Genomic DNA, 13,081 nt, shown 5'->3' on the forward strand with positions numbered 1-13,081 from the left:
CATGACGAACACCCCAACGCTGGCCAGGGGCGGAGCCGGCACCTCCGCCCCCCGGCGACGCCGTGGCCCGCGCAGGGGCCGGCGCGGCGGCCTGCCGCCCTGGGCCCTGCCGTACCTGCTCCTCGTACCGGGGATCGTGGTCATCGCGGGCCTGCTGCTCTACCCGATGATCCAGATGTTCGTGATGTCGTTCCAGAACATCAACCTCCGGGTGATCCGCGGCGTCGCGGAGCCGGAGTGGGTGGGGCTGGACAACTACACCCAGGTGTTCGGCAACGACGTCTTCTGGTCCTCGCTCCGCAACACGGTCGTCTTCGCCGCCGTCACCGTGACGCTCACGCTCGCGGTCGGCACCGCGGTGGGCGTGCTGCTGCAGCGGCTCGGCAGGGGCATGTCCACCTTCGTGGTCATCGGGATCATGTGCGCGTGGGCCGTCCCGCCGGTGGCGCAGGGCACGATCTGGCGCTGGCTGTTCGACGCCGAGGCGGGCATCATCAACTGGGCGCTCAACCTGCTGCCCGACGGGCTGTCCACCCTGGTCCTCGGCCGCGCCGACTGGACGGGCGAGCCGTGGCTCAACGACGCCTGGTCCGTCTACGTGGTGCTCGTGCTCACCGTGGTCTGGGCGTCGTTCCCGTTCGTCGCGGTGTCGGTGCTCGCGGGGCTGAAGGGCATCCCGGCCGAGCTGTACGAGGCGGCGCGGGTCGATGGCGCGGGCGCGTGGCACACGTTCCGGAAGATCACCGTCCCGTTGCTCAGGCCGGTCTTCGCGGTGCTGACCGTCCTGTCGATCATCTGGGACTTCAAGGTGTTCAGCCAGCTCTACGTGCTCCTCAACGGGCCGACCAACCGCGAGGCGTTCAACCTGTCGCTCTTCTCCTTCGCCGAGGCGTTCAAGGCGCCCCCGAAGATGGGGACGGGCGCGGCGATCGCGGTGGTGCTGACGGTCATCCTGCTCCTCGTCACCGCCGTCTACACCCGCCAGATGGTCAAGCAGGAGGACCTCACATGACCCCCCTGGCCCGCAAGCGGCTCACCCGGATCGCGCTGAACGGGGCCGGCGTCCTGGTCTTCCTGTTCGCGATCTTCCCCGTCTACTGGATGGTCTCGACCTCGTTCAAGGCCAACGACCAGATCTTCACCACGGACTTCATCCCCTTCCCCACCCACTTCACCTTCGAGCACGTCACCAAGGTGCTCACCGACGGCGTGGCGGGCAACTCCATCTGGGTCTACATGCGCAACAGCGCCGTCGTGGCGCTCGGCACCGTGCTCGTCGGGTCGCTGTTCGCCCTGCTGGCGGCGACGGCGGTGGCGCGGTTCCGGTTCAAGGGGCGCACCAGCTTCCTCATCACGCTGCTGGTCGTGCAGATGATCCCCTGCGAGGCGCTGCTCATCCCGCTGTTCCTGAACGTCCGGCGGCTCGGCCTGTACGACCAGCTGCTCGGCCTCATCGTCATCCAGGTGGGCCTCACCCTGCCGTTCGGCATCTGGATGCTGCGCACGTTCGTCGCCGCGGTGCCCAGGTCGCTGGAGGAGGCGGCCTGGATCGACGGGGCGACCCGGTTCACCACGTTCTGGAAGGTGCTCTTCCCGCTGGTGGCGCCCGGCCTCGTGGCGACGAGCATCTTCTCGTTCATCACCGCATGGAACGATCTGATCTTCGCCCTGGTGCTGATGAAGGACACCGCCGGCTACACCATGCCGGTGGCGTTGCAGTTCTTCTTCGGGCAGCGCGGCACCGACTGGGGCGCCATCATGGCCACCTCGACGCTGATGACACTGCCGGTCATCGCCTTCTTCCTGGTGGTGCAGCGCCGCATGGTCTCCGGCCTGGTGGCCGGGGCCGTCAAGGGCTGACCTTTCCCACGCGCGGGCCGTCCGGCCCGTTCCTTCGACGCGGGCCGCGCACGGCCGGCGCCTCCCGCGCCGGCCGTGTCCACGGCCTGCCCTGCACGTGATGAGGAGTCATGGGTCACAGCGATCGGGGGCTGCGGCGTCTCGCGGCCGGCACGCTGCTCGCCGCCTTCGGCGGGACGAGCGCGCCGGACTGGGTGCTGAGAGGGCTGGAGGACGGCCTCGGCGGCGTCACGCTCTTCGGCTTCAACGTCGGCGAGCCCGCCGCCCTGGGCGCGCTCACCGCGGCGCTGCGGGCGGCCGGCGACCCCGTCATCTCCCTGGACGAGGAGGGCGGCGACGTCACCCGGCTCGCCTACCACGTGGGCAGCCCCTATCCGGGCAATGCCGCCCTCGGCGCCGTGGACGACACCGGGCTGACCCGCCGCGTCTACCGGGCGATCGGGTCGGAGCTGGCCGCCTGCGGGGTGACCCTGGACATGGCGCCGGACGCCGACGTCAACACCGCCGCGGACAACCCCGTGATCGGCACCCGGGCGTTCGGCGACGACCCCGCGCTGGTCGCCCGGCACACGATGGCCGCCGTCGAGGGGTTGCAGGCGATGGGCGTGGCGGCCTGCGTCAAGCACTTCCCGGGCCACGGCGCGACCACGGTCGACTCCCACCTGGCGGTCCCCGTCGTGGACGTGCCGCTGGACGTGCTGCGCTCGAGGGAGCTCGTGCCGTTCCAGGCGGCGATCGCCGCCGGCACGAAGTCGATCATGACGGCGCACGTGGCGGTGCCGGTGCTGACCGGTGACCGGCCGGCGACGCTCTCCCCCGCCGCGATCACCGGTCTGCTGCGCGACGACCTCGGCTACCGCGGGGTGGTGATCTCCGACGCGCTCGACATGCAGGCCATCACCGACGGGGTCGGCCTGGCGGGCGGAGCGGTGCTGTCGCTGGCGGCGGGCGCCGACCTGCTGTGCCTGGGGCCCAAGCCCGGCCCGGACGACGTCGAGCGGATCATCGCCGAGATCGTGGCCGCGGTACGCGACGGCAGGCTGGCGGCCGCCCGCCTGGAGGAGGCCGCGGCCCGCACGCAGGCGCTGCGCCTCTGGTCGGGGTCGCGGGCGGGCGCGCCCGCCGAGCCGGTCACGGTCGGGCTGGACGCCGCGCGGCGCGCGGTGCGGCTCGACGGGTCGCCGGGACCGCTGAAGGACCCGCTGGTCGTCGAGCTCGACACGCCACCCACGATCGCGGTCGGCGACGTGCCGTGGGGGGTCGCGCCGTGGCTTCCGCAGGCGGAGGTCGTCCGGGTCCGGCCGGCCGAGGCGAGCGCCGCCGACCTGCTGGGCCGCGCCGTGGACCGCTCGCTGCTGGTGGTCGTCAAGGACGCGCACCGCTACGCCGACAGCCGGGCACTGGTCTCGGAGCTGGTCACCGCCCGGCCGGACGCGATCGTGGTCGAGATGGGGCTGCCGGTCTGGCGGCCGGGCGGCGCCGCCTACATCGCCACGTACGGCGCGGCCCGCGCGAACGCCCAGGCCGCGATGGAGCTGCTGGCCGTCTGAGCGGCGCGGGTCAGGAGCTGAAGAGCTCCTCCCGCGCCTCGTGGAGGGCGGCCAGCACGGCGCCGCGCAGCACGGGATTGCCCTCCACGGTGCTGGTGGCCACCTCGGGCCGTACCGGGGAGATGCGGGCGACGGCCTCCTCCACGCGGGAGGTGAGCGCCCGCCCGCCCGCGTGCCCCACCTCGCCGCCGAGCACGACCAGGCCGGGGTCGAGGATCACGCACACGGCCGCCACGCCCAGCGCCAGCCGCTGGGCCAGCTCGTCGAGCATCGGCTCGCCCTGCTCGCCGGCGGCGACGGCCAGCTGCACGCACTCCCCCGCGGTGCCGGCCGCGAAGCCGTGGGCTCGGGCCAGCTCGGTCACCGCCTCGGCGCTGACCAGCGACTGCAGCCCGCCCGCCAGCGAGGGCAGCCGGCCGGGCGCGGTGCGGATCTCCTCGGGCAGCGGCACGCCCGGGACCGCCAGATAGCCGATCTCCCCCGCGCTGCCCGACCGGCCGCGGTGCAGTTTGCCGCCGAGCATGACGGCGAGGCCGAGGCCGCGGCTGGCCCACAGCAGCACGAAGTCGTCGACGCCCTTGGCCGCCCCGTCGGTGCGCTCGGCGACGGCGGCCAGGTTGACGTCGTTCTCGATGGTCACCGCACGCTTGAGGTCGCCGGCCAGCGCCTCGTGGCTGCCCTCGTGCCAGCCCGGCAGGTCGAAGGCGTAGCGGACGTCTCCGGTGCGCGGGTCGACCACGCCGGGCGTGCCGATCACCACGCCGCGCAGCCTGGCGACGCCGAGCTTGGCGCTGCGGCACGCCTTCATGATCGCGGCGTGGATGACGGGGACGAGGTCGTCGTGGCCGTTGGGGTCGAACGTCACCTCTGCCACCGTGCGCCCGTTGATGTCGGCGACCGCCGCCGAGACCAGGCCCGGCCCCACCTCCAGCCCGGCCACGTAGGCGCTGGACGGCACGACCGAGTAGAGGGCGGCGCTGGGGCCGCGGCCTCCCGCCTGGGTGCCGACCACCTGGACCAGCCCGCGCTCCTCCAGCCTGGCGAGCGTCTGGGAGGCGGTGACCTTCGACAGGCCGGTCAGCTCGCCGATCTGGCCGCGCGTCATCGGGCCGGTGGCGAGCAGCAACTCCAGCGCGGCCCGGTCGTTGATCTCCCTGAGCAGTCTGGGCACACCAGGGCGTCGCTCCACGCTGAATCCCACCGTCTGATCGAAAAGGTTGTTGGCAGTTTAGCGCTCCTCCTGGCGTCGATCAGTGCCGGCTTTCCCCTGCGTACCGGGGCTGGTATCGCTCCCACCCGCGGCTCGCCGCAAACCCGGGCGAAACGACCTTCGTCGCGTCCGCGCAGGCCGCGGGCGGATCATGGCCCCCGACCCGCCACCCGGCAGCCGAACCACTGTTGACCAGGAGGGATAATCGACAACATGCGCCTTTCCGCTCGTGTCGACTACGCCCTCCGTGCCGCCGCCGAACTCGCCGCAGCCGGTGCCGGCCCGACCACCGTGGGCGAGCTCGCCAAGGAGCAGGACATGCCGCCCAAGTACCTGGAGAACATCCTGCTGCAGATGCGCCGGGCCGGTCTCGTACGCGGCCAGCGCGGACCGGAGGGCGGCTACGTGCTGGCCAGGCCGGCCGGGGAGATCTCCCTGGCCGACGTGATCAGGGCCGTCGACGGGCCGCTGGCCAACGTCCGCGGCGAGCGTCCCGAGCACGTCGGCTATCGCGGTCCGGCGGAGTCGCTGCAGCAGGTGTGGATCGCGCTGCGGGCCACCGAGCGGTCCATCCTGGAGGAGGTCACCCTGGAGCAGGTGGCGAACGGTGAGCTGCCCGAGCGCGTCCGCCAGCTCGCCGCCGACCCCGCCGCCTGGGACTGACGGTTCTTGACCGAGCCATACAAAACGGGCTAGCTTCGTCTCGTGGGCAGGCCTCGGGAGTTCGACGACCAGACGGTGCTGGACGCCGCCATGGACGTGTTCTGGGAGAAGGGATATGAGGCCACCACGACCGAAGACCTGTGCACGCGCACCGGGCTCGGCCGCGGCAGCCTCTACAACGCCTTCGGCAGCAAACACCGCCTGTACGCGGAGTCGATCCGCCACTACGGGGCCAGGGCGGGCGCGCAGCTCGCCGTCCTCGACGAGGACCTTCCGGTCCGGGAACGGCTGCGGGCCCTCATGCTGGCCGTGATCGACGCCGACCTGACCGATCCCGGCCGGCGCGGCTGCCTCGCGCTCAACGCCGCGACCGAAGCCGGCGGCCGCAGCGAGGAGGTGGCGGCCCTGCTCCGCCGGCAGTTCGCCGACCTCGAACAGCTGTTCACCGACCTGGTGGCCGTCGGCCAGAGCACGGGCGAGCTGCCCGCCGGCCGCCCGCCCCGGCAGGTGGCGCGCACCCTCCAGAGCACCTACTACGGCCTGCGCACGCTGGCCAAGGTCACCGACGACCGGGATGCCCTGCTGGACGTGGTGGAGGGCGCGATCTCCGCCCTGTGACCGGCGGCGCCGCGTGCCCGCCGGCTTTTTTCGGCCCATATTTTGTACTGGTCCATCAAGAATTTGGGGTGAGCTCCATGCGCACGAGTGGCCCGGGTACCGTCCCGGCTCTGATGGTGTGCGTCTTCGGCATCACGACCGGCGAGTTCGTCGTGGCGGGAATCCTGCCGGACATCGCCGGTGACCTCACCGTCTCGATCCCGGCCGCGGGCCTGCTCGTGACGGCGTACGCGCTCGGGATGATCGTGGGCGGCCCGGTGGTGACCGCGCTGACGGCCCGGTTCCCGCGCCGGCCGCTCATCCTGGCCCTCCTCGGCATCGCCGTCCTGGGCAACGCGGCGTCGGCGCTGGCACCGGCCTACTCCGTGCTCTTCGCGGCCCGGGTCGTCACCGCCCTGGTGACCGCCACGTTCTTCGCCAACGCGATCGTCATCGCGGCCTCGACCGCCCCGCCCGGCAGGCAGGCGTCCACGGTGTCCAAGCTGGCCTTCGGGATGAACCTGTCGATGATCCTCGGCGCGCCCCTGGGCACCTTCATCGGCGACGGTCTCGGCTGGCGCGCCACCTTCGCCGCGGTCGCCGCGTGCTGCGCCCTGGGTCTCGCGCTGGTGCTCCGGCTCGTGCCGGACGTCCGCGACGCGACGCCCGCCACCTCGGCCGTGGCCGAGCTGGGAGTGTTCCGCAGCCGGGACGTGCAGATCGCCATCGCGGTCACCGCCGTCGGCAACGCGGGGCTGCTCATGGTGTTCACCTACTTCGCGCCCCTGCTCACCGGCCTGTCCGGGTTCGCGCCCGGCACGATCGCCGTGCTGCTGCTGGTGTACGGCGTGGGCGCCGCCGTGGGCAACCTCGCCGGGGGGCGGCTGGCCGACCGGGCGCCGATGCCGTCACAGGTGGGCCTGCTCGCACTGCTCGCCGGGGCGCTGCTGCTGATGGGCCTGGCCGGCGGCGGCACGGTGCTGGGCGCGATCATGGTTTTCGTGCTCGGCGCGCTCGGGTTCTCCGTCGTCCCAGGGATGCAGGCCCGGGTGCTCGCCACCGCCGCTTCCGCGCCGACGCTCGCCATGGCCGTGAACGCCTCCGCCTACCAGCTCGCGGCGGCGTTCGCGGCCTGGCTCGGCGGCCGGATCATCGACGGCGGGCTCGGCCTGCCGTCCGTCTACCTCGGCGGGGCGGCGGTGACCGCGGCGGGCATCCTGATGAGCTGCCTCGCCTGGCTCCGGGACCGCAGGGCGGCGAGGGCGGCCCCGGCCACCGTGACGGCCTGACCTGATGCGGAAGCGGTCACGGGCGGAGGCGGCCGGCGGTCCAGAACAGAGCCAGGGCTGCCAGCTCGACCACGGCCGCCGCGGCGGGGAGGACGCCGCTGCCGTACATCTCGAGCACGATCCCGCCCGCGACCCCGCCGGCCGACACGCCGACGTAGACGGCGCTGCTGTTCAGCGCCAGAGCCTGCGGCCCCGCAGGGCCGGCCAGCGCCAGCAGGCGGGTCTGGGCGGGCGGCGGCATCCACCAGGAGACGGCCGCCCACACGAGCAGCGGCGGCAGCAGCGCCACCAGCGCCAGGGGCCGCAGCCACCAGCAGACGGTGAGGGCGCCCATCACCGCGGTGAACCCCCCGACGCCGGCGAGCAGCGCCCGGTCGGCGCCCCACCGGTCGGCGGCGCGTCCGCCGAGCTGCCCACCGACGAATCCGGCCGCTCCCGCCATGACGAACACCCACCCCAGCTCGGCCGGCCCGGCGCCGGCGAGGTCCCGCAGGAACGGCGCGAGGTAGGTCAGCAGCATCATGCTGCCTGTCACGCTGGCCACGATGCCCAGCAGCCCGAGCACCACGGGCGCGGAGGCCAGCGGCCGGAGCGAGACGCGAGGCCGTGCCCCCTCGGGGAGGCCGGGCTCCCGGCCGGGCAGGGTCGCGCGGACCGCCACCAGCGACACCGCCCCGAGCAGGCCACCCAGACCGAACGTGGCCTGCCAGCCCAGCACGCCGCCGACCCAGGTGCCGATCGGCACGCCGAGCACGAGCGAGCCGGTGAGCCCGCCCATCACCAGCGCCATGTAGCGCCCCTGCCGCCCGTCGGGCGCCCGCTGGGCGGCGACGGCGTAAGCGGCGGGCACCACGGACGCGGCGGCCAGCGCGGCCAGCACACGCAGGCCCATCAGCACGGGATAGCTGGTGGTGAACGCGGCCGCGACGTTCGCCACCACGAACAACGACAGCGCGGCAGTGAGCAGCCTGCGGCGCGGCCAGGAGGCGGTCACCACCGAGGCCACCGGAGCGGCCAGGGCGAACGTGAGTGAGAAGCCGGTCACGAGCTGCCCGGCGGCGGCCTCGGTGACGCCGAGGTCGCCCGACAGGGCCGGCAGGATGCCGGCGATCATGTAGTCGTCGGTGGCGAAGGTGAACGTGGTGAACGCCAGGGCCCACAGCCATGCGGGCAGCCGGGGCCTCACCTCGGCGGAGACGGACACGGCACTCCCTTCGTCGGGTGACAGTCGTCGGCCGGATAAGGCAACAGTTGTCACCCTTATGACGTCAAAGGGATTTCGGATGGCCAGTACCGCCGATCCGCGACGCCGAGCCGAGCTGCTCGACCAGATCATCGACTGTCTCGCGGCTCACGGCCTGTCGGCCCTGTCCTTGCGGCCGCTGGCCGAGCACCTCGGCAGGTCCACCCGTGTGCTCACCCACCACTTCGCCGACAAGGAGGAGCTGCTGTCGGCCACGCTGGAACGCCTGGACGAGCGGCACCGCGCATGGCTGCGCGCGCTGCCCGGCCGGGACGGCTCCAGCAGCGTGGGCGCGATCATCCGGCGGACGTGGGAATGGCAGCTCCGCGAGGAGAACCTGCCGATCGTCCGCCTGGTGCACGAGATCGAGGGGCTGGCGGCCGGGGGACGACTCGTGGGCAACGTGCCCCGGCTGCGGGCCGGCCGGTCGGCGCTCGTGGCCGCCGTTCCTGCGCGAGCGCGGGGTGCCGGAGGCCGACGCCCTGGACGTCTCCACGCTGACCAGCTCCACGTACACGGGACTGATGAGCGACTACCTGATCACCGGCGACCGCGAGCGGGTCGAGACGGCCCTCGACCGGCTCGCCATCCTGGTGGACGAGTGGATCGCCGCGTGCTCGGGCCGACCGGCTGAGCGCTCCCTGCCCGGCCCCGGGGTGACCTCGGCGGAGGCGGCCGGCTGAGCGGGTTTCTAGACTGGACGCATGCCCGAGGGAGACGCCGTCTACCGCACCGCCGCGCGCCTGCGGGAGGCGCTGGACGGGCGGGTGCTGACGCGCTCCGACTTCCGGGTGCCCCGCCACGCCACCGCCGACCTGACCGGCCGGACCGTGCTGACGACGGTCTCGCGGGGCAAGCACCTGCTGACGCGGGTGGAGGGCGGGCTGACCGTGCACACGCACCTGCGCATGGACGGGCGCTGGCGGGTCGGCCCGGCGGGGCGGGGGCCGCGCGGGGGGCCGCACGGCGGCGGGGGCGACACGGTGCGGCTGGTGCTGGCCAACGCCGAGTGGGAGGCCGTGGGCATCAGGCTGGGGATGGTCGACCTGCTGAGGACGGACGACGAGTCACGCGTCGTGGGGCACCTCGGCCCCGACCTGCTCGGCGCCGACTGGGACCCGGCCGAGGCCGTGCGACGGCTGCGGGAGGACCCGGCGAGGACGATCGGGGAGGCGCTGCTCGACCAGCGCAACCTGGCCGGCATCGGCACGATCTATCGCGCCGAGACACTCTTTCTGCGCGGTGTCTGGCCGTGGCGGGCGGTCGGGGACATCGCGGACGTGGAAGGGATCGTGACGCTGGCGCACCGGCTGCTGGACGCCAACAAGGCCCACGCGGGCACCGTGACCACGGGAGACCGCCGGCCGGCCGCGCAGACCTGGGTCTACGGCAGGGCAGGACGACCGTGCCGCCGATGCGGGATGCGCATCAGGCGTGGAGAGATGGGGGCGCAGGCACAGGAACGGCTGATCCTGTGGTGCCCGGGCTGCCAGCCGCCCTAGGCGGCCACCATGTCCTTGACTTCGGGGAAGACCGTGTCGGAGATGGAGCCGGGGACCGACTCGGCCAGCGGGATGCGCTCGTGCTCCGGCACGTCGGCGAGCACCGGTGCGGCCTGCAGCTCCGCCAACGCGAACTGGTCGGACACCTCACGCAACACCTGCGACAGCGGCACTCCGAGAGCACCACAGATGGATGCCAGCAGCTCGGAGGATGCCTCCTTCTGGCCACGCTCCACCTCGGACAGGTAACCGAGTGAGACACGCGCCAGCGTGGACACCTCACGGAGAGTGCGCCCCTGCCGCACGCGCAACCGCCTCAGCACGTCACCGAGCAGCTGACGCAGCAAAATCATCTGTCGCTCCCTCCCCGGCGTGGATGTCTTCACCACGCCCCGCGCGATCGGGTCGTGCCGCCCATCCTTCTTCTTGACTTCGTACATGCTCCTCGCCGTCATCATCGGGCGCTGCCGCCCATGGCCCGCAACACGTGGCTCGTCGCGCGACACATCAGGCCCGCCTGCCGGGCGCTCGCTGCTTGCAGTTGGCTCACGGACCTCACTCACAGCTCCACCGTACCCGCATCCACCGACACCGCGTCAGACCGTGCCTGGCATGTTCGCTCGGGACGTAACACGGTAATCACCCGGAATGTTCCCCCTTGCTCGACTTCAGCACACGTGTCAGGAGATCGACTGCCTCGTCCACCGTCTTTACCCGGATACGTTCGCGCGACCCCTGAAGTCTCAGATCACGGGACCATATTTCTCCGTCGGGGCCGCTCACCGCGACGTGCACCGTGCCGACCGGCCGGCCGTCCTGCGGCTCCGGCCCCGCCACCCCCGTCACGGCCAGCCCGTACGTCGCCGCGCACAACCGCGCCACGCCCGTCGCCATCGCCGCCGCGACCTGCGGATGCACCGCCCCCTCGCGCCGCAGCAGCTCGTCGGGCACGGCCAGCAGCGCGTGCTTGAGGTCGGTGGCGTAGGAGATGACCCCGCCCCGGAACGCCTTCGACGAACCCGGCACCGAGGTGAACGCCGCGCCGATCAGCCCGCCCGTCAGCGACTCGGCCACGGCCACCGTCGCCGACCGCCCCGTCAGCAGGGAGATCGCCTCGTCCACCGTCGCCATGCCGTCGCCTCCTTCGTGCCGGGCGTGTGTGATCTGTCTACTCCCCGCGCGCGCGCCGCGCCACCTGGCGCAGCTTGACGGCGCGCACCACGTAGTCGACGCCCGTGGCCACGGTCACGACGAGGGCGGCGCCCATCACGGTCCAGCTGAGCGGGTCGTAGCCGACCGGCAGGATGTAGAGGACGATCGCGGCGATCTGCAGCACGGTCTTGACCTTGCCGCCGTAGCTCGCGGGGATCACGGCCCGCCGGATCAGCACGAACCGCAGCACCGTGATGCCCAGCTCGCGGCCGAGGATCACCAGCGTCACCCACCACGGCAGCTCGCCCAGGACCGACAGCGACACCAGGGCCGCGCCCGTGAGCGCCTTGTCGGCGATCGGGTCGGCGATCTTACCGAAGTCGGTGATGAGCCCGTAGCGCCGGGCCAGCTCGCCGTCGAGATGGTCGGTGATGGACGCCACCGTGAAGACGGCCAGGGCGCCCAGGCGCCAGCCCGTGCCCGGCAGGAAGAGACAGACGACGAAGAAGGGGACGAGCGCCAACCGGAGAACCGTGAGGATGTTGGCGATGTTCCACGGGCTCACCACGCGGCGCTCGTCCTTGGTCATGGACCGGCCTTGATGCGCGCGATCAGGTCGACCCCCTCGGCGTCGACCACGACGGCGCGCACGATCTGCCCGCGGACCAGGCCGATGCCCTGGACCGTGACGGACCCGTCGACCTCCGGACCCTGGTGGGCGGCCCGTCCCTCGTAGCCGCCGTCACCCAGGTCGTCGTCGATGAGCACGTCCACCTCGGTGCCGATGCGCTCCTCGGCCCGCTGCGCGGTCAGCTCCTCGGCCAGCTCGGTCAGGACGCGCACCCGCTCGTCGACCACCTCCTGGTCGAGCTTCCCGTCGAAGCCGGCCGCCTCGGTGCCGTCCTCGTCGGAGTAGCCGAACACGCCGATCACGTCGAGCCTGGCCTGCTCCAGGAAGCCCACGAGCTCGCCGAACTCCTCCTCGGTCTCCCCGGGGAAGCCCACGATGAAGTTGGAGCGCACACCCGCCTCGGGGGCGCGCTCACGGATCGACTCGAGCAGCCCGAGGAAGCGCTCCGGGTCGCCGAAGCGGCGCATCCTGCGCAGCACGGTGCCGCTGGCGTGCTGGAACGACAGGTCGAAGTAGGGGACGACACCCTCGGTGCCCGCGATCACGTCGATCAGCCCGGGCCGCAGCTCGGCCGGCTGGAGATAGCTGACCCGCACCCGCTCGATGCCGTCGACGGCGGCCAGCCGGGGCAGCAGCTTCTCCAGCGCCCTGAGATCGCCCAGGTCCTTACCGTAGGAGGTGGAGTTCTCGCTCACCAGGACCAGCTCGCGGACGCCGCGATGGGCCAGCCAGTCGGCCTCGGCCACCAGCTCCTCGGGGTCGCGGGAGACGTAGGCGCCGCGGAAGGCGGGGATGGCGCAGAACGTGCAGCGCCGGTCGCAGCCGGAGGCCAGCTTGAGCGAGGCCACGGGGCTCTCGTCGAGCCGCTTGCGCAGCACGCGCGGGCCGCTCGCGGGCGCGAGCCCGGCGGGCAGGTCGCCGTGGCCGGGGATGGGCGCCTTGGGGGCGCTGGCACGATCCACCGGCGAGATGGGCAGCAGGGTACGGCGGTCACGCGGCGTGTGCGGCTTGAGCGGCCGGCCCGCGAGCACGTCGTCGAGACGGCCCCCGATCTCGGCGTAGTCGTCGAAGGAGATCACCGCGCTGGCCTCGGGCAGCGCCTCGGCCAGCTCGTTGCCGTAGCGCTCGGCCATGCAGCCGGCGGCGACCACCTTGGCGCCGGAGTCGGCCGCGGCGAGCAGCGTGTCGATGGAGTCCTTCTTCGCCGAGTCGATGAAGCCGCACGTGTTGACGACGACGACGTCGGGGTCGTCGTCGCCGAGCTGCCAACCGGCAGCCTCGAGTCGCGCGGCCAGCTCCTCGGAGTCGACCTCGTTGCGGGCGCAGCCCAGCGTGATCAGCGATGCGGTTCGGCGGGATGACATGGTGAACACTACGGTATCGG

Annotated in this window: 14 protein-coding genes and 1 pseudogene; 9 read left to right on the forward strand and 6 right to left on the reverse strand. The window is 72.7% G+C overall.

Features of this window, described 5'->3' with window-relative positions; translation table 11 throughout:
• Position 1: 1 nt before the first annotated feature.
• The 3 genes from CXR44_RS25980 to CXR44_RS25990 all read left to right on the forward strand — a co-directional run bounded on the left by CXR44_RS25980 (position 2) and on the right by CXR44_RS25990 (position 3,410).
• Complete coding sequence (locus tag CXR44_RS25980; protein ID WP_101788740.1) at positions 2–1,012, forward strand: carbohydrate ABC transporter permease; 1,011 nt, start codon at positions 2–4, stop codon at positions 1,010–1,012.
• The gene (locus CXR44_RS25985) at positions 1,009–1,860 is read left to right on the forward strand and encodes a carbohydrate ABC transporter permease (RefSeq protein WP_101788741.1); all 852 of its coding nucleotides are present in this window, start codon (positions 1,009–1,011) and stop codon (positions 1,858–1,860) included. Before CXR44_RS25980 ends, CXR44_RS25985 begins: the two co-directional genes overlap by 4 nt.
• A gap of 110 nt (positions 1,861–1,970) precedes the next feature.
• A complete protein-coding gene (locus CXR44_RS25990; protein WP_101788742.1) occupies positions 1,971–3,410 on the forward strand; it encodes a glycoside hydrolase family 3 protein in 1,440 nt (479 codons plus the stop codon).
• A gap of 10 nt (positions 3,411–3,420) precedes the next feature.
• Here the strand turns inward: CXR44_RS25990 and CXR44_RS25995 are convergent, their stop codons facing one another.
• Positions 3,421–4,599, reverse strand: coding sequence for an ROK family transcriptional regulator (locus CXR44_RS25995; protein ID WP_101788922.1), 1,179 nt, complete (start codon positions 4,597–4,599; stop codon positions 3,421–3,423).
• A 234-nt stretch (positions 4,600–4,833) separates the two neighbouring features.
• Between CXR44_RS25995 and CXR44_RS26000 the strand changes: the two genes are divergently transcribed.
• The 3 genes from CXR44_RS26000 (at position 4,834) to CXR44_RS26010 (ending at position 7,169) form a co-directional block, all read left to right on the forward strand.
• A complete protein-coding gene (locus tag CXR44_RS26000) occupies positions 4,834–5,283 on the forward strand; it encodes an RrF2 family transcriptional regulator (protein WP_101788743.1) in 450 nt (149 codons plus the stop codon).
• Between the two features lie 42 nt (positions 5,284–5,325).
• A complete protein-coding gene (locus CXR44_RS26005) occupies positions 5,326–5,901 on the forward strand; it encodes a TetR/AcrR family transcriptional regulator (protein ID WP_101788744.1) in 576 nt (191 codons plus the stop codon).
• A 77-nt stretch (positions 5,902–5,978) separates the two neighbouring features.
• Positions 5,979–7,169, forward strand: a complete 1,191-nt coding sequence (locus tag CXR44_RS26010) for an MFS transporter (RefSeq protein WP_101788745.1) — start codon at positions 5,979–5,981, stop codon at positions 7,167–7,169.
• 16 nt (positions 7,170–7,185) lie between these two features.
• Here CXR44_RS26010 and CXR44_RS26015 read toward each other — a convergent pair whose 3' ends face one another.
• Positions 7,186–8,373: an MFS transporter gene (locus CXR44_RS26015; protein WP_245899411.1), complete on the reverse strand. Its 1,188-nt coding sequence runs from the start codon at positions 8,371–8,373 to the stop codon at positions 7,186–7,188.
• 79 nt (positions 8,374–8,452) lie between these two features.
• On the opposite strand from CXR44_RS26015, the pseudogene CXR44_RS41990 reads away from it, so the two are divergent.
• The 3 genes and pseudogenes from CXR44_RS41990 to CXR44_RS26025 form a co-directional block, all read left to right on the forward strand.
• Positions 8,453–8,566 (forward strand): annotated as a pseudogene (locus tag CXR44_RS41990) (TetR/AcrR family transcriptional regulator); the annotation flags it as partial.
• Positions 8,567–8,936: 370 nt separating this feature from the next.
• Positions 8,937–9,095: a hypothetical protein gene (locus tag CXR44_RS41995; RefSeq protein ID WP_342748603.1), complete on the forward strand. Its 159-nt coding sequence runs from the start codon at positions 8,937–8,939 to the stop codon at positions 9,093–9,095.
• A 21-nt stretch (positions 9,096–9,116) separates the two neighbouring features.
• On the forward strand, positions 9,117–9,914 hold the full coding sequence (locus tag CXR44_RS26025) for a DNA-formamidopyrimidine glycosylase family protein (RefSeq protein WP_101788747.1): 798 nt from the start codon (positions 9,117–9,119) through the stop codon (positions 9,912–9,914).
• Here CXR44_RS26025 and CXR44_RS26030 read toward each other — a convergent pair.
• The 4 genes from CXR44_RS26030 to rimO all read right to left on the reverse strand — a co-directional run bounded on the left by CXR44_RS26030 (position 9,911) and on the right by rimO (position 13,061).
• On the reverse strand, positions 9,911–10,267 hold the full coding sequence (locus tag CXR44_RS26030) for a helix-turn-helix domain-containing protein (RefSeq protein WP_101788923.1): 357 nt from the start codon (positions 10,265–10,267) through the stop codon (positions 9,911–9,913). The genes CXR44_RS26025 and CXR44_RS26030 overlap by 4 nt on opposite strands.
• A 286-nt stretch (positions 10,268–10,553) precedes the next feature.
• Positions 10,554–11,045, reverse strand: coding sequence for a CinA family protein (locus tag CXR44_RS26035; RefSeq protein WP_101788748.1), 492 nt, complete (start codon positions 11,043–11,045; stop codon positions 10,554–10,556).
• A gap of 37 nt (positions 11,046–11,082) precedes the next feature.
• Positions 11,083–11,655, reverse strand: a complete 573-nt coding sequence (gene pgsA, locus CXR44_RS26040; RefSeq protein ID WP_101788749.1) for a CDP-diacylglycerol--glycerol-3-phosphate 3-phosphatidyltransferase — start codon at positions 11,653–11,655, stop codon at positions 11,083–11,085.
• Positions 11,652–13,061, reverse strand: a complete 1,410-nt coding sequence (rimO, locus tag CXR44_RS26045) for a 30S ribosomal protein S12 methylthiotransferase RimO (protein WP_101788924.1) — start codon at positions 13,059–13,061, stop codon at positions 11,652–11,654. The genes pgsA and rimO overlap by 4 nt, the downstream gene beginning before the upstream one ends.
• Between the last annotated feature and the right edge of the window lie 20 nt (positions 13,062–13,081).

Origin of the sequence: Nonomuraea indica (genome assembly GCF_002850745.1) — a bacterium.
In the GTDB taxonomy this organism is placed as follows: domain Bacteria; phylum Actinomycetota; class Actinomycetes; order Streptosporangiales; family Streptosporangiaceae; genus Nonomuraea; species Nonomuraea indica.